We start from the raw sequence: 14618 nt of genomic DNA on the forward strand, positions 1-14618 counted from the left end.
CTACTCCAACTCTTGTAATGTTCATATAGGGCTTCTCCTCATCTTCTGAATGGCAAATTGACACTTACCATTCTGGCGCATTGACGCCGCATTGCTAGGGTGAGGAGGAGTCCATCCCATTGCTTACAAAACATCGAGAAGAAATACGCAGACACAAAAAAGCCGGCAAAAGCCGGCTTTTTAATCTTTCTTAATTGCTTACTCGTCGTCAGCTTCTTCTGATACTGGACGATCAACCAATTCCACATACGCCATAGGCGCTTTATCACCAGAGCGTAAGCCGCATTTCATAATGCGGATATAACCACCTGGACGGCCTTCATAACGCGGGCCAAGATCTGTGAACAATTTACCGACTGCAGAATCGCTGCGCAGACGCGCAAACGCAAGACGGCGGTTAGCTACACTGTCGACCTTAGAAAGCGTAATCAATGGCTCTGCGTAACCACGCAGCTCCTTTGCTTTAGGCAGTGTTGTTTTAATCAGTTCGTGCTCAACCAAAGACGCCGTCATGTTGCGGAACATCGCTTTACGATGAGAGCTATTACGGTTTAATTGACGGCCACTATGACGATGACGCATGGCTTTTTCCTTTAATAAACGTTGCTATCTCAGCAAAAAATATTCGAAAGTTACTCGCGTAATTACGCGAGAACTCGGTCGTCGTTTCTAAGACTTGCTGGCGGCCAGTTATCTAGGCGCAAACCCAAAGACAACCCACGCGATGCCAATACGTCTTTAATCTCTGTCAGCGACTTTTTACCAAGGTTTGGCGTTTTCAGAAGTTCAACTTCCGTACGTTGCACCAAGTCACCGATGTAGTAGATATTTTCTGCTTTCAAGCAGTTAGCAGAACGTACAGTTAACTCAAGATCATCAACTGGACGTAGCAGAATTGGATCTACTTCGTTCTCTTCGCGTGAAGGCTCATTTTCGCCTTCGCTTTCTAGGTCAACGAATACTGCAAGCTGTTGCTGCAGAATTGTCGCCGCACGACGAATTGCTTCTTCTGGGTCGATAGTGCCATTGGTTTCAAGATCCAGCACCAGCTTGTCAAGGTCAGTACGCTGTTCAACACGCGCACTTTCCACTACATAGCTAACACGGCTGATTGGGCTGTAGCTAGCATCTAGCTGCAAACGACCAATAGAGCGAGTTTCTTCATCAGCGTTGTCACGAGAATCAGCAGGCACATAACCACGGCCACGAGCGATGGTAAGGCGCATATTAATTTCGCCGTCATCGTTCAAATTCGCTATAACGTGATCAGTATTAACGATTTCGATTTCATGATCAGTCTGGATATCACCAGCAGTCACAACGCCCGGGCCTTTCTTGTTCAGCACCAAGGTTGCCTGATCTTTACCGTGCATGATCACAGCGACTTCTTTTAGGTTGAGCAGAATTTCGATTACGTCTTCCTGCACGCCTTCCATTGCGCTGTATTCATGTAGAACACCGTCGATCTCAACTTCGGTTACCGCGCAACCCGGCATAGACGAAAGCAAAATACGGCGCAAAGCATTACCCAAGGTATGACCGAATCCACGCTCGAGCGGCTCAAGGGTCACTTTCGCACGCGTTTGCCCAAGTTCTTCAACTTGTATAACACGCGGAGTTAGAAATTCATTGACAGCACTTTGCATAGGTCACCTGTAGTGATTTGTCCGGAGGTTAACTTACTTCGAGTAAAGCTCAACGATCAGCTGTTCGTTGATCTCAGAAGACAAGTCGCTACGATCTGGAACGTTCTTGAAAACACCTTCCATTTTGGTGGCGTTTATATCGATCCAAGAAACATCGCCGCGCTGCGCTGCGAGCGCAATTGCAGATTGAATACGCAACTGAGCTTTTGCTTTCTCACGAACACTAACAACATCACCAGCTTGTACCTGATAAGACGGTACGTTAACTGTCTTGCCATTTACCAATACTGACTTGTGAGATACCAACTGACGCGCTTCTGCACGAGTTGAACCAAAACCTATACGATAAACAACATTATCTAAACGGCTTTCCAAAAGCTGAAGCAAGTTTTCACCTGTTGCACCCTTACGGCGAGCAGCTTTTGCATAGTAAGAACGGAATTGCTTTTCTAGCACGCCGTACATACGACGAACTTTTTGCTTTTCACGCAGCTGTACACCGTAGTCTGACAGACGACCACGACGCGCACCGTGCATACCTGGTGCAGTTTCTGCTTTACACTTTGAATCCAGCGGACGAACACCACTCTTCAGGAACAGGTCGGTACCTTCCCGTCTGGATAATTTACAGCTTGGGCCTAAATATCTAGCCATTTTCTGTATTCCTCAACTGTTAATTAAACGCGACGTTTCTTAGGAGGACGGCAACCATTGTGCGGAATAGGCGTCACGTCAGTGATGTTTGTAATCTTGTAGCCACAGTTATTTAAGGCGCGCACAGCGGACTCGCGTCCAGGACCTGGGCCTTTAACTTCAACATCGAGATTTTTCAAACCGTAATCTTTCGCAGCGTTACCGGCACGCTCTGCAGCAACCTGTGCAGCGAAAGGGGTACTTTTACGAGAGCCACGGAAACCGCTTCCGCCGGCAGTAGCCCAGCTCAACGCGTTACCCTGACGATCTGTAATAGTGATAATGGTGTTATTAAACGACGCATGTATATGCGCAACACCGTCCACGACGGTCTTTTTGACCTTTTTCCGTGGAGCTTGTTTGCCTGGTTTGGCCATGTTCTATATCCATCTCTAATATCAACACTACACAAGTGGTGTAGCTACACTAAAGGATTACTGCCTTTAAATTACTTACGAATCGGCTTACGTGGACCTTTACGCGTACGCGCATTAGTCTTAGTACGCTGACCGCGAAGCGGCAGACCTTTACGATGACGCAGACCGCGGTAGCAGCCCAAATCTAGTAAACGCTTAATATTCATAGAAACAACACGACGTAAGTCGCCTTCTACAGACATTTTTGCGATTTCGCCACGAAGTGCGTCAAGCTGCTCTTCTGACAAAGAACTGATTTTCGCGTCTTCAGCAATAGTTGTTTTAGCGCACAGTGCCTTAGCACTTGTACGGCCAATGCCATATATATAGGTCAACGAAATAACAGCATGCTTGTTATCTGGTATGTTGACACCTGCAATACGAGCCATTCAGGTTACTCCAATTAAGCCCAATTCTTTTAACGCCTAGCAATGACCGGAAAACGGTTAACCGCCGCACGAAAGGCGCAGTAGTCTACCCGCACCGAAGTTGTAAATCAACCCCGATACCGAATTGCTTAGCCCTGCCGCTGCTTGTGACGTGGTTCAACGCTACAAATAACCCGAACCACACCTTTACGACGAACAATTTTACAGTTGCGGCAAATAGTCTTTACCGATGCACGTACTTTCATTGTGATACTCCAAACAAGCCATCAGGTTAGTGAGCGTTAGCGCACACCACCGCCGTAATTTTTCAAGTTCGCCTTTTTCAAGACTGAGTCATATTGATGAGACATCAGGTGAGACTGAACCTGCGCCATGAAATCCATCACTACCACTACTACGATCAACAATGAGGTACCACCGAGGTAAAACGGCACATTCCACATTACGACCAAAAACTGCGGTAACAAACACACGCCAGCAATATACAAAGAGCCAAACATGGTCAAACGGGTCAACACGCCGTCTATATAGTTCGCAGTCTGCTTACCGGGACGAATCCCTGGTAAAAACGCACCTGAACGCTTCAGGTTGTCCGCTACTTCGTCCGGGTTAAACATCAACGCCGTGTAGAAGAAACAGAAAAATACAATCAAGGCAGTGAACAACAAAATGTTCAATGGCTGACCAGGCCCGATCGCCAAAGCGACGTCCTGCAACCACTCCATACCTTCACCACTTTGACCAACCCACTGCGCGATAGACGCGGGGAAAAGCAAAATAGAGCTAGCGAAAATAGCCGGGATAACACCTGCCATATTCACTTTCATCGGTAAATGGCTAGATTGCGCTTGGTACATTTTATTTCCGCGTTGCTGCTTAGCGTAGTTAACCGTAATACGCCGCTGCCCTCGCTCAATAAACACCACCAAATACACAACAGCGATCGCCAACACTAACACTGCCAATAGAACCAATATGTTCAGTTCGCCCTGACGGGCTTGCTCTAAAGATTGACCGACCGCCGATGGCAGACCTGCAACAATCCCAGCAAATATCAGCATCGAGATGCCATTACCAACACCGCGTTCGGTAAGCTGTTCACCAAGCCACATCATAAAAATGGCGCCGGTTACCAATGACACAACCGAAACAAAGTAAAAACTAAAATCTGCACTGTAAGCTAGACCCTGATTGGCCAAGCCTACCGTCATTCCCGTTCCCTGCAGCAATGCGAGCACAACAGCTAGGTAACGTGTGTACTGGCTAATTTGACGACGCCCAGCTTCACCTTCTTTCTTAAGCGCTTCCAGCTGCGGACTCACTGCCGACATTAGCTGCATAATGATCGATGCAGAAATGTAAGGCATGATGCCAAGAGCAAGAATACTCATCCGCTCTAAGGCACCGCCCGAGAACATATTAAACAAACCAAGGACGGTGCCTTGATTTTGATTGAACAACGCGGCGAGCTGATCCGGGTTAATACCTGGCACCGGTATGTGAGTACCGATACGATAAACAATTATCGCTAGCAGTAAAAAACGGAGGCGAGCCATAAGCTCGCCCATTCCGGATTGATTACCAGCTGACAGTGGACTGGGCTTCGCCATTGAGTTCGCCTTATTCCTCGACTTTGCCGCCCGCTTTTTCGATTGCTTCGCGAGCGCCTTTGGTTACTGCCAAACCTTTAACAGTAACAGCTTTGTTCAGATCACCAGACAAAAAGATCTTTGCACGCTCAATGTTGCTGTTTACTAAATCAGCACGCTTTAACGCATCAAGATCGATCACGTCATCAGCAACTGACATCAATTCCGCAGTGCGGATTTGCGCAGTAACGCGAGACAAACGCGACGTGAAGCCATATTTTGGCAACCGTTTTTGCAAAGGCATCTGACCGCCTTCAAAACCTGGACGCACGCTGCCACCTGAACGAGACTTCAGACCTTTGTGACCACGACCTGCGGTTTTACCCAAGCCACTACCGATACCACGACCTACCCGTTTGCCTTCTTTAACTCGACCGGGTGCCGGGCTCAGCGTGTTTAAACGCATATCGCTCATCACTTATCCCTCAACACGTACTAAATAGTTGACCTTATTGATCATACCGCGCACTGATGGAGTATCTTCTACTTCAACAGTATGGCGAATACGACGCAAGCCAAGACCAGCAACACAGGCCTTGTGCGACTTCAGTCGTCCTGCAACAGAACGAACTAGTGTGACTTTAATCTTGTTCATAGCAATTCCTGCCTGTGTCTTAGCTCAAGATTTCTTCTACAGTTTTGCCGCGCTTAGTTGCGACTTCTTCTGGAGATGAAACACTTTGCAGTGCTTTGATAGTTGCACGAACCACGTTTACCGGGTTAGTTGAACCGTAGCACTTAGCCAGTACGTTATGAATACCTGCAATTTCTAGCACCGAGCGCATCGCACCACCGGCTATAACACCAGTACCTTCAGACGCGGGCTGCATGTAAACCTTAGATGCACCATGACGCCCTTTCACAGCGTACTGGATGGTATCACCCTTTATGTCTACTTGAACCATGTTACGGCGAGCTGCTTCCATCGCTTTTTGAATCGCGACTGGAACTTCGCGCGCTTTACCGCGACCGAAGCCAACCTTACCGCTACCATCACCCACTACTGTAAGAGCAGTGAAGCTGAAAATGCGGCCACCTTTGACCACTTTGGCAACACGGTTTACCTGAACAAGCTTCTCTTGCAGGCCTTCTGTGTTTGCTTTGTCTTTCTGATCGTTATACGCCATCGCCTAAAACCTTAGAATTCCAAACCACCTTCACGGGCAGCATCTGCCAGCGCTTTGACACGGCCGTGGAATTTAAATCCACTGCGGTCAAAAGCGACCTTTGTCACGCCTGCGGCTTTCGCACGGTCAGCGATCAACTTGCCCACACTAGCGGCTGCAGCGACATTACCGGTCGCACCAGCACGCAAATCTTTATCTAGTGTAGATGCACTCGCCAACACTACGTCACCTGATGCTGCGATAAGCTGCGCATACATGTGGCGTGGTGTGCGGTGAATGCTCAAACGTACGGCGCGTAGCTCACGCATCTTAAAGCGAGCACGGCGGGCACGACGTAATCTTGAAACTTTCTTATCGCTCATAACCTTGCCTTTACTTTTTCTTCGCTTCTTTACGACGGACGTTTTCTTCCGCGTAACGAACACCCTTACCTTTATAAGGCTCTGGTGGACGGAACGCGCGGATTTCGGCCGCTACCTTACCCAATATCTGCTTGTCAGAACCGCTCAACACGATCTCAGTCTGCGTTGGGGTATCGACAGTAACGCCTTCTGGCAAGCTATAGTCAATCGGATGCGAAAAACCCAACACCAAATTCACTGAATTACCATTTGCTTTAGCACGGTAACCAACGCCTTGAAGAATCAACTTACGCTGAAAACCTTCGCTGACACCGACAACCATATTGTTAGTCAGTGAACGAGTAGTACCCGCCATTGCCCAACCGTCTTTCGCGCCTTCACGCGCTGAAAATATTAATGACCCGTCTTCCTGCTTAATCTCTACGGATTTATGCAAAGGCATAACCAACGTGCCTTTCTTACCCTTAATAGAGATATTGCTGGCGTCGAGCTTGACTTCAACCCCTGAAGGGATAGTCACTGGACTTTTCGCTACTCTTGACATCTTAAGAACTCTTTAAACTGTCGCGTTAGAAAACAGTGCAAAGCACTTCGCCGCCAACACCGGCAGCTCGTGCTGCGCGATCAGTCATTACACCATGACTGGTTGACACTATAGCGATACCCAGCCCTGCACGTACTGATGGCAATTCATCTTTACCTGCGTAAGCGCGGAGACCAGGGCGACTAACGCGACTGATTTCTGCGATAACTGGCTTGCCCTGATGGTATTTTAATTCTACCGTCAGCTCTGCCTTGCCACCTTGCTCTTCAACCCGTGAACTGGCGACATAACCTTCATCCTCAAGTACCTTAGCAACAGATACTTTCAATTTTGATGAAGGCATTTTAACAGCAGTTTTACCTGCCATCTGAGCGTTGCGGATGCGTGTTAGCATATCCGCTAAAGGGTCTTGCATGCTCATGTTTTGCTCCCGTTAAACGCCGCGGCGAATGCCAGCGACAGCAAAATTCTCAGTATTACCAGCTAGCCTTAACTAAGCCGGGGACATCACCGCGCATAGCGGCTTGACGGAGCTGGTTACGGCAAAGACCAAACTTGCGGTAAACACCGTGCGGACGGCCAGTAATCTGGCAGCGACGACGCTGGCGAGATGGACTCGCGTCACGTGGCATCTTTTGCAGTTTAACCTGCGCATCCCATTTCTCTTCGTCGCTTGCCGAAACACTGATAATAATAGCTTTCAGCTCAGCACGCTTTGCAGCGAATTTTTCAACAGTTTGGGTACGTTTTAATTCACGCGCCTTCATAGACTGCTTTGCCATAATCCCCTACCCCTTAACCTTTGAACGGAAAGTTAAACGCTTTTAACAGCGCACGACCTTCATCGTCATTACGAGCGGTAGTGGTTATGGTGATATCCAGACCGCGCAGTGTATCAACTTTATCGTAATCAATTTCTGGAAAAATAATTTGCTCAGTTACGCCCATTGCAAAATTACCACGACCGTCAAAAGACTTCGGGCTTATACCACGGAAATCTCGAACCCGCGGAATTGCAATAGACACTAAACGATCCAAAAATTCGTACATATGGGCGCCACGCAGGGTCACCTTGCAGCCAATCGGCCAACCGTCACGAATCTTAAAGCCTGCAATTGATTTGCGTGCTTTCGTTACTACCGGCTTTTGACCTGCAATTTTTTGCAAATCAGAAAGCGCAGCTTCCAGAACCTTTTTATCGCCAGCTGCTTCACCCACACCCATGTTCAGGGTGATCTTAGTGATGCGCGGAACTTCCATCGGGTTAGCTAACGCCAACTCTTCTATCAGCTTAGCCCGCAACTCGTTTTGGTATAGCTCACCTAATCGTGCCATTTTCCACTAACCCCTACGCGTCAACCGCTTCGCCGCTGGATTTAAAGATACGGGTCTTACTGCCATCTTCGGCCACTTTAAAGCCCACGCGATCCGCCTTTTTACTGGCTGGATTATAAATCGCCACATTAGAAACCTGGATCGGCGCCTCTTTCTCGACGATGCCACCAGCCACACCCAACTGCGGGTTTGGACGCTGGTGTTTCTTAATCATATTAATGCCGGACACTAGCAGCTTATTGTTATCCATTACTTTCTGGACAACACCACGCTTACCTTTGTCTTTTCCGGTTAAGACGATAATCTCGTCTTCACGCTTAATTTTACGCATAACCTGACCTCAGCCTTCCCTTTACACCCAGTAACTACAGTACTTCCGGTGCCAAAGAGATAATCTTCATGAACTTCTCGCCACGCAATTCACGCGTTACTGGCCCAAAAATACGGGTGCCAATTGGCGCGTGGTTATTGTTTAGCAACACTGCAGCGTTATCGTCAAACTTGATCAGCGAACCGTCACCGCGACGAACACCTTTCTTAGTACGAACTACAACAGCTGTCATTACCTGACCTTTTTTCACTTTGCCGCGAGGAATAGCCTCTTTGACAGTGACTTTGATCAGATCGCCGACTCGTGCATAGCGACGATGAGAGCCGCCAAGCACCTTGATGCACATAACGCGACGTGCGCCACTATTATCTGCAACTTCCAAATAGCTTTCTGTTTGAATCATTTCTTACTCCAAACCAGTCAACAGTGCATCAAGCGATTGCACAAGGGCCGCCGGTGAAATTAAACCTGGGTAGCCGTTACATCAACACTGACCAATGCCCAAGTTTTCAACTTAGATACTGGACGTGTTTCGCAAACTGTCACTACATCACCAATTTTGCACTCATTATTTTCATCATGAGCGTGTACTTTCGATGAACGCGTAATGTACTTACCGTACATCGGGTGCTTAACCCGACGCTCGATCAGAACTGTAATGGTTTTATCCATCTTGTCGCTGACGACCTTACCGCTAGCGGTACGAGCACTTTTAGCTACTTCTGACATCTTAATTACCTGCCTTTTCCTGGAGCACAGTTTTAACGCGTGCAATTTCCTGACGGGTTTTCTTCAGCAAATGCGTCTGCGCTAACTGGCCGGTACTCTTTTGCATACGCAACTTGAATTGTGACTCAAGTAACTGCAACAGTTGGGCATTCAGATCTTCAACTGATTTTTCGCGTAGTTCTAAAGCATTCATCACATCACCACTCGTCTAACAAACGCAGTCGGCACAGGAATCTTTGCCGCCGCTAAGGCGAATGCTTCACGCGCCAATTCTTCAGTAACGCCTTCTACTTCATACAAGACTTTACCCGGCTGAATCTGAGCAACCCAGTATTCAACATTACCCTTACCTTTACCCTGACGAACTTCAAGTGGCTTTTGAGTAATTGGCTTGTCTGGGAAGACACGAATCCAAATTTTTCCGCCCCGCTTGATGTGACGCGTCATTGCACGACGTGCCGCTTCAATCTGACGAGCTGTAATACGTCCGCGACCAACTGCCTTCAGGCCAAACTCACCAAAGCTGACCCGGCTACCGCGCTCTGCCAGACCACGGTTGCGACCTTTGTGTTGCTTGCGAAACTTTGTGCGCTTCGGCTGTAACATTTGCGTAACCCTTACTCTGAACCTTTCTTAGCCTTAGCTTCGACCGCTTCTTTTCTAGTTCCCAAGATTTCACCCTTGAAGATCCAGACCTTGACACCAATGATGCCGTAAGTCGTAGCTGCTTCGTGCGTCGCATAATCGATATCAGCGCGCAGTGTGTGCAACGGCACACGCCCTTCGCGATACCATTCGGTACGAGCAATCTCAGCTCCGCCGACACGACCACTTACCTGTACTTTTATACCTTCCGCGCCCTGACGAATCGCGTTTTGAACAACACGCTTCATTGCACGACGGAACATAACGCGGCGCTCTAACTGCTGAGCGACGTTCATGGCTACCAACTTCGCTTCGAGATCCGGCTTGCGGATTTCTTCGATGTTGATATGAACCGGCACACCCATTTTAGCTGACAGCTCTTTACGCAGCTTGTCGACATCTTCGCCCTTTTTACCGATAACGATACCAGGACGCGCGGTGTGAATCGTAATGCGCGCGGTTTGTGCCGGACGCTCAATAACAATTCGGCTTACCGATGCATGCGCAAGCTTCTTTTCAAGCAGCTCACGAACTTCTAGATCCATTACAAGGTGCGCTGCGTAGTTTTTACCACTCGCGTACCAAATGGAATTATGATCTTTAACGATTCCCAGCCGGATGCCGGTCGGGTGTACTTTCTGACCCATGTGGTCTCTCCTACCTAGCCTTCGCTGTCAGCAACTTTAATCGTGATATGACAAGATCTTTTGAGAATGCGATCTGCACGACCTTTTGCACGTGGACGAAGGCGCTTCATAGTAGAACCTTCATCTACGAAAATCGTAGAAACCTTTAACTCATCAACATCAGCGCCTTCGTTGTGCTCAGCATTGGCGATCGCGGAGTTAAGCACTTTCTTAATAATGCTCGCCGCTTTCTTAGAGCTGAACGTCAACAGATCTAGCGATTCCTCTACACCCTTCCCGCGAATTTGGTCAGCAACCAAACGTGCTTTCTGGGCAGAAATTCTTGCGCCTTTTAAACGTGCCGCTACTTCCATCTTAAAAGCCTCTCTCGGCCCAAGCTTAACGCTTGGCCTTTTTATCGGCCACGTGACCCTTATAGGTCCTAGTCGCGGCAAATTCACCCAATTTGTGCCCAACCATATCCTCAGTAACAATTACTGGAACATGTTGACGACCGTTATGAACAGCGATTGTCAGAGCTACCATTTCAGGCAGAATCATAGAGCGGCGCGACCACGTTTTAATGGGGCGACGATCGTTTTTTTCTACCGCTACTTCAACCTTCTTCAACAAATGAAGATCGACAAACGGACCTTTCTTTAATGAACGTGGCACAAGCTTATCCTCTTTACGCCAATTGACATCTAAGCGACTTATTTGTCGCGACGACGAACAATTAGTTTGTCTGTACGCTTATTTTTACGGGTCTTATACCCTTTAGTCGGCATACCCCAAGGAGATACGGGATGACGACCACCAGAAGTACGACCTTCACCACCACCATGTGGGTGATCTACCGGGTTCATCGCCACACCGCGAACGGTAGGACGAACACCACGCCAGCGTGATGCACCCGCTTTACCCAACTTACGCAAGCTGTGCTCGCTGTTGGATACTTCACCCAATGTTGCTCTGCACTCTGACAATACTTTGCGCGTCTCACCGCTACGCAAACGAATCGTTGCGTACTGGCCATCACGTGCAACTAGCTGAGCCGAAGTTCCCGCACTACGCGCCAACTGCGCACCTTTGCCTGGCTTCATCTCAACACAGTGAATAGTACTACCCACTGGAATATTGCGAATAGGCAGTGTATTGCCCGGCTTAATAGGTGATGACTCACCGGAAACAATTTGGTCACCTGCCGATACACCCTTAGGTGCAATTACATAGAGACGCTCACCGTCTGCATACTTCACCAAAGCGATAAATGCAGTGCGGTTCGGATCATATTCCAGACGCTCTACGCGAGCAGGAATACCATCTTTATTACGCTTAAAATCAATTAAACGGTAATGCTGCTTATGACCACCACCAACGTGACGAGTAGTGATACGGCCGTTGTTATTACGACCACCATTGCGCGATTGACTCTCAAGCAGAGGCTTGTGCGGTGCACCCTTGTGCAAATCAGGATTTACAACCCTGACGACAAAGCGACGGCCGGGAGAAGTCGGTTTACTTTTAACAATTGCCATTTGACTAAACTCCAGACTTATTCAGCGACCGCAAAGTCGATATCTTGACCCTGCGCAAGGCTTACATACGCCTTTTTCCAGTTTGATTTTTTGCTCAAACCAAAACGGTTACGCTTTACTTTGCCCTTAACGTTAACAGTGCGAACACCCAACACATCAACTTTAAAAAGCTTTTCAACCGCCTTTTTGATTTCAAGCTTGCTGGCACTAGGTAGTACTTTAAATACTACTTGGTTACTCAGCTCAGCACTGGCTGCACTTTTTTCAGAAACGTGCGGGCCGAGCAGTACCTTATAGATGCGCTCTGTATTCATCCCAACAGCTCCTCAAACTTTTTCAATGCAGCTACAGTCACAACCACTTTCTCGTAGCCAATCAGGCTAACTGGGTCTACGCCGCTTACATCGCGAACGTCGACATCGTGTAGGTTGCGTGCCGCCAAATACAAATTACCATTTACTTCTTCGGTCACTACTAGAGCACCCTTCAGACCATACTCACCTAGCGACTTAACTAGCAACTTGGTTTTAGGCTCACTCAAAGTAAACTCTTCAACCACAACCAAGCGCTCTTGACGAGCCAACTCGGAGAGAATCGTGCAAATAGCAGCACGGTACATCTTGCGGTTTACTTTTTGACTATGATCTTGTGGTCTCGCCGCGAACGTAACACCGCCCCCACGCCAGATTGGCGAACGGATGGTACCCGCACGAGCACGACCAGTGCCCTTTTGACGCCATGGCTTCTTACCACCACCACTGACATCAGAGCGTGTTTTTTGAGCACGAGTACCCTGACGCGCACCTGCCATATAGGCCACAACTACTTGATGCACTAGATCTTCGTTAAACTCACGAGCAAACGTAACGTCAGATACCTGAACAGTTCCCGCCGCAGCCCCGCTACCGGGTTTCGCAATACTTAATTCCACTGCATCGCCCCCTAGGATTTTTTAGCTTTCACGGCAGGACGCACAAACACGTCACCACCTGGAGCACCTGGAACAGCACCCTTGATTAAAATCAGGTTACGCTCAGCGTCCACTCGAACGACTTCAAGAGTCTGAACTGTTACTTGCTCAGCACCCATGTGACCTGCCATCTTTTTGCCCTTCCAAACGCGACCTGGCGTTTGACACTGACCGATAGAACCAAGCACACGGTGAGACAATGAGTTACCGTGAGTCGCGTCTTGCATATGGAAATTCCAGCGCTTTATACCGCCCTGAAAGCCCTTACCTTTAGACTGACCAGTCACGTCAACTTTTTGACCAGCTTCGAATGTTGCAACGGTTAATTCAGCACCAACTTCAGGGCTTTCCTCACCTTGCTCCAGACGAAATTCCCACAGACCACGACCAGCCTCAACACCAGTTTTAGCAAAGTGACCTGCTTCTGCTTTAGAGATACGTGACGCCTTCCGAGCACCAGTAGTAACCTGGATTGCACGATAGCCATCGACATCATCTGCCTTGACACGAGTAACGCGATTAGGATCGACCTCAATCACCGTTACCGGAATAGATATACCGTCTTCTGTAAAAACGCGCGTCATGCCGCTTTTACGACCGACCAAACCAATAGTCATTGCTCCAACCTCTCAGTGTACGGGGCTAACACCCTCTATGGCCGCGCGGTAAAGCGCGTTACACAACCCAGGGCCAGCCCCCGAGCGGGTCTGAAAATAATTCAGTATTTACATGTTTTAATTAGCCGAGGCTAATTTGAACTTCTACACCAGCCGCCAAATCTAACTTCATCAATGCATCTACAGTTTTTTCTGTAGGCTCTACGATGTCCAGCATGCGTTTATGGGTGCGGATCTCATATTGATCACGCGCATCCTTGTTTACATGCGGAGAGACCAGCACTGTAAAACGCTCTTTGCGAGTAGGAAGAGGAATTGGACCTCTTACCTGCGCACCAGTACGCTTTGCAGTATCTACAATCTCTTGCGTAGACGCATCGATGAGACGGTGATCAAAAGCCTTTAAACGAATTCGAATCCGTTGATTTTGCACCTGACCAAACTCCCATCCCAAATAAATCCGAGCCCAGCGCGACGAATCCGCGTTAAGTAACCCGAAAAAAGGAAGCGGAATGTTAATGATATCCCAAGAGCTTGTCAACTAAATATCTTGGATATTTCACTATACAAACCACAACCACGAACAAATGCCGAAACGACATTTTACAACTAAGAAAGGGAGGCCGAAGCCTCCCTTTCGCAAGCCAAATCGCGCGTTAACGCAAGGGCTTATTCTACGATTTTAGCAACAACACCGGCGCCCACTGTACGGCCACCTTCACGAATTGCAAAACGCAGACCTTCTTCCATCGCGATGGGCGCAATCAATGTCACGTCCATTTTCACGTTGTCACCAGGCATTACCATTTCAGTACCTTCAGGCAGCTCACAAGCGCCTGTTACGTCTGTGGTACGGAAGTAGAACTGTGGACGATAGCCTTTAAAGAATGGCGTGTGACGACCACCCTCTTCTTTTGACAACACGTACACTTCTGCTTCAAAGCGAGTGTGTGGTGTGATTGAACCAGGCTTAGCCAATACTTGACCACGCTCTACGTCAT

General features: G+C 48.3%; 29 protein-coding genes. All 29 read right to left on the reverse strand.

Translation table 11 applies throughout. The features are described 5' to 3' along the window. Positions 1 to 198: 198 nt before the first annotated feature. Positions 199 to 582, reverse strand: coding sequence for a 50S ribosomal protein L17 (gene rplQ / locus O9X78_RS19525; protein ID WP_269621404.1), 384 nt, complete (start codon positions 580 to 582; stop codon positions 199 to 201). Positions 583 to 644: 62 nt separating this feature from the next. Next, on the reverse strand, positions 645 to 1646 hold the full coding sequence (locus O9X78_RS19530; protein ID WP_219045117.1) for a DNA-directed RNA polymerase subunit alpha: 1002 nt from the start codon (positions 1644 to 1646) through the stop codon (positions 645 to 647). 33 nt (positions 1647 to 1679) lie between these two features. Beyond that, a complete protein-coding gene (gene rpsD, locus O9X78_RS19535) occupies positions 1680 to 2300 on the reverse strand; it encodes a 30S ribosomal protein S4 (protein WP_269621405.1) in 621 nt (206 codons plus the stop codon). Between the two features lie 23 nt (positions 2301 to 2323). Further along, on the reverse strand, positions 2324 to 2716 hold the full coding sequence (rpsK, locus tag O9X78_RS19540; protein ID WP_159270108.1) for a 30S ribosomal protein S11: 393 nt from the start codon (positions 2714 to 2716) through the stop codon (positions 2324 to 2326). Between the two features lie 71 nt (positions 2717 to 2787). Then, positions 2788 to 3144, reverse strand: coding sequence for a 30S ribosomal protein S13 (rpsM, locus tag O9X78_RS19545; RefSeq protein ID WP_219045115.1), 357 nt, complete (start codon positions 3142 to 3144; stop codon positions 2788 to 2790). Positions 3145 to 3272: 128 nt separating this feature from the next. After that, positions 3273 to 3389 carry a 50S ribosomal protein L36 gene (rpmJ, locus tag O9X78_RS19550; RefSeq protein WP_008248307.1) on the reverse strand — a complete coding sequence of 39 codons (117 nt, stop codon included), beginning with the start codon at positions 3387 to 3389 and terminating at the stop codon, positions 3273 to 3275. A gap of 36 nt (positions 3390 to 3425) precedes the next feature. Next, positions 3426 to 4754: a preprotein translocase subunit SecY gene (secY, locus tag O9X78_RS19555; protein WP_269621406.1), complete on the reverse strand. Its 1329-nt coding sequence runs from the start codon at positions 4752 to 4754 to the stop codon at positions 3426 to 3428. A 10-nt stretch (positions 4755 to 4764) separates the two neighbouring features. Continuing rightward, entirely contained in the window at positions 4765 to 5199 is a 435-nt protein-coding gene (gene rplO / locus O9X78_RS19560; RefSeq protein ID WP_269621418.1) for a 50S ribosomal protein L15, read from the reverse strand. Positions 5200 to 5211: 12 nt separating this feature from the next. After that, on the reverse strand, positions 5212 to 5388 hold the full coding sequence (gene rpmD, locus O9X78_RS19565; protein WP_103684240.1) for a 50S ribosomal protein L30: 177 nt from the start codon (positions 5386 to 5388) through the stop codon (positions 5212 to 5214). 19 nt (positions 5389 to 5407) lie between these two features. After that, positions 5408 to 5920, reverse strand: coding sequence for a 30S ribosomal protein S5 (gene rpsE / locus O9X78_RS19570; RefSeq protein WP_269621407.1), 513 nt, complete (start codon positions 5918 to 5920; stop codon positions 5408 to 5410). 11 nt (positions 5921 to 5931) lie between these two features. Continuing rightward, on the reverse strand, positions 5932 to 6282 hold the full coding sequence (gene rplR, locus O9X78_RS19575) for a 50S ribosomal protein L18 (protein ID WP_103684242.1): 351 nt from the start codon (positions 6280 to 6282) through the stop codon (positions 5932 to 5934). Between the two features lie 10 nt (positions 6283 to 6292). Next, positions 6293 to 6826: a 50S ribosomal protein L6 gene (gene rplF / locus O9X78_RS19580; RefSeq protein ID WP_269621408.1), complete on the reverse strand. Its 534-nt coding sequence runs from the start codon at positions 6824 to 6826 to the stop codon at positions 6293 to 6295. Positions 6827 to 6851: 25 nt separating this feature from the next. Continuing rightward, complete coding sequence (gene rpsH / locus O9X78_RS19585) at positions 6852 to 7247, reverse strand: 30S ribosomal protein S8 (RefSeq protein ID WP_269621409.1); 396 nt, start codon at positions 7245 to 7247, stop codon at positions 6852 to 6854. A 55-nt stretch (positions 7248 to 7302) separates the two neighbouring features. Continuing rightward, on the reverse strand, positions 7303 to 7608 hold the full coding sequence (rpsN, locus tag O9X78_RS19590; protein ID WP_269621410.1) for a 30S ribosomal protein S14: 306 nt from the start codon (positions 7606 to 7608) through the stop codon (positions 7303 to 7305). 13 nt (positions 7609 to 7621) lie between these two features. Next, positions 7622 to 8161, reverse strand: a complete 540-nt coding sequence (rplE, locus tag O9X78_RS19595; RefSeq protein ID WP_269621411.1) for a 50S ribosomal protein L5 — start codon at positions 8159 to 8161, stop codon at positions 7622 to 7624. Between the two features lie 13 nt (positions 8162 to 8174). Next, positions 8175 to 8492, reverse strand: a complete 318-nt coding sequence (gene rplX / locus O9X78_RS19600; protein WP_159240996.1) for a 50S ribosomal protein L24 — start codon at positions 8490 to 8492, stop codon at positions 8175 to 8177. 34 nt (positions 8493 to 8526) lie between these two features. Beyond that, entirely contained in the window at positions 8527 to 8895 is a 369-nt protein-coding gene (rplN, locus tag O9X78_RS19605; protein ID WP_103684248.1) for a 50S ribosomal protein L14, read from the reverse strand. 59 nt (positions 8896 to 8954) lie between these two features. Then, positions 8955 to 9221 carry a 30S ribosomal protein S17 gene (gene rpsQ, locus O9X78_RS19610; RefSeq protein ID WP_269621412.1) on the reverse strand — a complete coding sequence of 89 codons (267 nt, stop codon included), beginning with the start codon at positions 9219 to 9221 and terminating at the stop codon, positions 8955 to 8957. Position 9222: 1 nt separating this feature from the next. After that, positions 9223 to 9414: a 50S ribosomal protein L29 gene (gene rpmC, locus O9X78_RS19615; RefSeq protein WP_269621413.1), complete on the reverse strand. Its 192-nt coding sequence runs from the start codon at positions 9412 to 9414 to the stop codon at positions 9223 to 9225. Beyond that, positions 9414 to 9827 (reverse strand): 50S ribosomal protein L16, encoded by a 414-nt coding sequence (gene rplP, locus O9X78_RS19620; protein WP_269621414.1) that lies wholly within the window; start codon positions 9825 to 9827, stop codon positions 9414 to 9416. The genes rpmC and rplP overlap by 1 nt, the downstream gene beginning before the upstream one ends. Before the next feature lie 11 nt (positions 9828 to 9838). Beyond that, a complete protein-coding gene (rpsC, locus tag O9X78_RS19625) occupies positions 9839 to 10513 on the reverse strand; it encodes a 30S ribosomal protein S3 (protein WP_269621415.1) in 675 nt (224 codons plus the stop codon). 14 nt (positions 10514 to 10527) lie between these two features. After that, positions 10528 to 10866, reverse strand: a complete 339-nt coding sequence (gene rplV / locus O9X78_RS19630) for a 50S ribosomal protein L22 (RefSeq protein ID WP_103684253.1) — start codon at positions 10864 to 10866, stop codon at positions 10528 to 10530. A 25-nt stretch (positions 10867 to 10891) separates the two neighbouring features. Then, a complete protein-coding gene (gene rpsS, locus O9X78_RS19635) occupies positions 10892 to 11167 on the reverse strand; it encodes a 30S ribosomal protein S19 (protein ID WP_103684254.1) in 276 nt (91 codons plus the stop codon). Positions 11168 to 11205: 38 nt separating this feature from the next. Beyond that, positions 11206 to 12030, reverse strand: a complete 825-nt coding sequence (rplB, locus tag O9X78_RS19640) for a 50S ribosomal protein L2 (RefSeq protein WP_269621416.1) — start codon at positions 12028 to 12030, stop codon at positions 11206 to 11208. 17 nt (positions 12031 to 12047) lie between these two features. Then, a complete protein-coding gene (gene rplW / locus O9X78_RS19645) occupies positions 12048 to 12344 on the reverse strand; it encodes a 50S ribosomal protein L23 (protein WP_103684256.1) in 297 nt (98 codons plus the stop codon). Next, positions 12341 to 12961: a 50S ribosomal protein L4 gene (gene rplD, locus O9X78_RS19650; protein ID WP_269621417.1), complete on the reverse strand. Its 621-nt coding sequence runs from the start codon at positions 12959 to 12961 to the stop codon at positions 12341 to 12343. The genes rplW and rplD overlap by 4 nt, the downstream gene beginning before the upstream one ends. Before the next feature lie 11 nt (positions 12962 to 12972). Next, on the reverse strand, positions 12973 to 13617 hold the full coding sequence (rplC, locus tag O9X78_RS19655; protein WP_159241002.1) for a 50S ribosomal protein L3: 645 nt from the start codon (positions 13615 to 13617) through the stop codon (positions 12973 to 12975). 121 nt (positions 13618 to 13738) lie between these two features. Then, positions 13739 to 14050: a 30S ribosomal protein S10 gene (rpsJ, locus tag O9X78_RS19660; protein ID WP_103684259.1), complete on the reverse strand. Its 312-nt coding sequence runs from the start codon at positions 14048 to 14050 to the stop codon at positions 13739 to 13741. A 236-nt stretch (positions 14051 to 14286) separates the two neighbouring features. After that, on the reverse strand, positions 14287 to 14618 hold a 332-nt coding region (locus O9X78_RS19665), incomplete at its 5' end, for an EF-Tu C-terminal domain-related protein (protein WP_492220232.1).

Source organism: Zhongshania aquatica (genome assembly GCF_027257955.1).
Taxonomy (GTDB): Bacteria; Pseudomonadota; Gammaproteobacteria; order Pseudomonadales; family Spongiibacteraceae; genus Spongiibacter; species Spongiibacter aquatica.

What these genes read in the sequence shown, in the direction of transcription:
- rplQ (WP_269621404.1), bottom strand. Translation starts at nt 582, where the DNA reads ATGCGTCATCGTCATAGTGGCCGTCAATTAAACCGTAATAGCTCTCAT.
- O9X78_RS19530 (WP_219045117.1), bottom strand. Translation starts at nt 1,646, where the DNA reads ATGCAAAGTGCTGTCAATGAATTTCTAACTCCGCGTGTTATACAAGTT.
- rpsD (WP_269621405.1), bottom strand. Translation starts at nt 2,300, where the DNA reads ATGGCTAGATATTTAGGCCCAAGCTGTAAATTATCCAGACGGGAAGGT.
- rpsK (WP_159270108.1), bottom strand. Translation starts at nt 2,716, where the DNA reads ATGGCCAAACCAGGCAAACAAGCTCCACGGAAAAAGGTCAAAAAGACC.
- rpsM (WP_219045115.1), bottom strand. Translation starts at nt 3,144, where the DNA reads ATGGCTCGTATTGCAGGTGTCAACATACCAGATAACAAGCATGCTGTT.
- rpmJ (WP_008248307.1), bottom strand. Translation starts at nt 3,389, where the DNA reads ATGAAAGTACGTGCATCGGTAAAGACTATTTGCCGCAACTGTAAAATT.
- secY (WP_269621406.1), bottom strand. Translation starts at nt 4,754, where the DNA reads ATGGCGAAGCCCAGTCCACTGTCAGCTGGTAATCAATCCGGAATGGGC.
- rplO (WP_269621418.1), bottom strand. Translation starts at nt 5,199, where the DNA reads ATGCGTTTAAACACGCTGAGCCCGGCACCCGGTCGAGTTAAAGAAGGC.
- rpmD (WP_103684240.1), bottom strand. Translation starts at nt 5,388, where the DNA reads ATGAACAAGATTAAAGTCACACTAGTTCGTTCTGTTGCAGGACGACTG.
- rpsE (WP_269621407.1), bottom strand. Translation starts at nt 5,920, where the DNA reads ATGGCGTATAACGATCAGAAAGACAAAGCAAACACAGAAGGCCTGCAA.
- rplR (WP_103684242.1), bottom strand. Translation starts at nt 6,282, where the DNA reads ATGAGCGATAAGAAAGTTTCAAGATTACGTCGTGCCCGCCGTGCTCGC.
- rplF (WP_269621408.1), bottom strand. Translation starts at nt 6,826, where the DNA reads ATGTCAAGAGTAGCGAAAAGTCCAGTGACTATCCCTTCAGGGGTTGAA.
- rpsH (WP_269621409.1), bottom strand. Translation starts at nt 7,247, where the DNA reads ATGAGCATGCAAGACCCTTTAGCGGATATGCTAACACGCATCCGCAAC.
- rpsN (WP_269621410.1), bottom strand. Translation starts at nt 7,608, where the DNA reads ATGGCAAAGCAGTCTATGAAGGCGCGTGAATTAAAACGTACCCAAACT.
- rplE (WP_269621411.1), bottom strand. Translation starts at nt 8,161, where the DNA reads ATGGCACGATTAGGTGAGCTATACCAAAACGAGTTGCGGGCTAAGCTG.
- rplX (WP_159240996.1), bottom strand. Translation starts at nt 8,492, where the DNA reads ATGCGTAAAATTAAGCGTGAAGACGAGATTATCGTCTTAACCGGAAAA.
- rplN (WP_103684248.1), bottom strand. Translation starts at nt 8,895, where the DNA reads ATGATTCAAACAGAAAGCTATTTGGAAGTTGCAGATAATAGTGGCGCA.
- rpsQ (WP_269621412.1), bottom strand. Translation starts at nt 9,221, where the DNA reads ATGTCAGAAGTAGCTAAAAGTGCTCGTACCGCTAGCGGTAAGGTCGTC.
- rpmC (WP_269621413.1), bottom strand. Translation starts at nt 9,414, where the DNA reads ATGAATGCTTTAGAACTACGCGAAAAATCAGTTGAAGATCTGAATGCC.
- rplP (WP_269621414.1), bottom strand. Translation starts at nt 9,827, where the DNA reads ATGTTACAGCCGAAGCGCACAAAGTTTCGCAAGCAACACAAAGGTCGC.
- rpsC (WP_269621415.1), bottom strand. Translation starts at nt 10,513, where the DNA reads ATGGGTCAGAAAGTACACCCGACCGGCATCCGGCTGGGAATCGTTAAA.
- rplV (WP_103684253.1), bottom strand. Translation starts at nt 10,866, where the DNA reads ATGGAAGTAGCGGCACGTTTAAAAGGCGCAAGAATTTCTGCCCAGAAA.
- rplB (WP_269621416.1), bottom strand. Translation starts at nt 12,030, where the DNA reads ATGGCAATTGTTAAAAGTAAACCGACTTCTCCCGGCCGTCGCTTTGTC.
- rplW (WP_103684256.1), bottom strand. Translation starts at nt 12,344, where the DNA reads ATGAATACAGAGCGCATCTATAAGGTACTGCTCGGCCCGCACGTTTCT.
- rplC (WP_159241002.1), bottom strand. Translation starts at nt 13,617, where the DNA reads ATGACTATTGGTTTGGTCGGTCGTAAAAGCGGCATGACGCGCGTTTTT.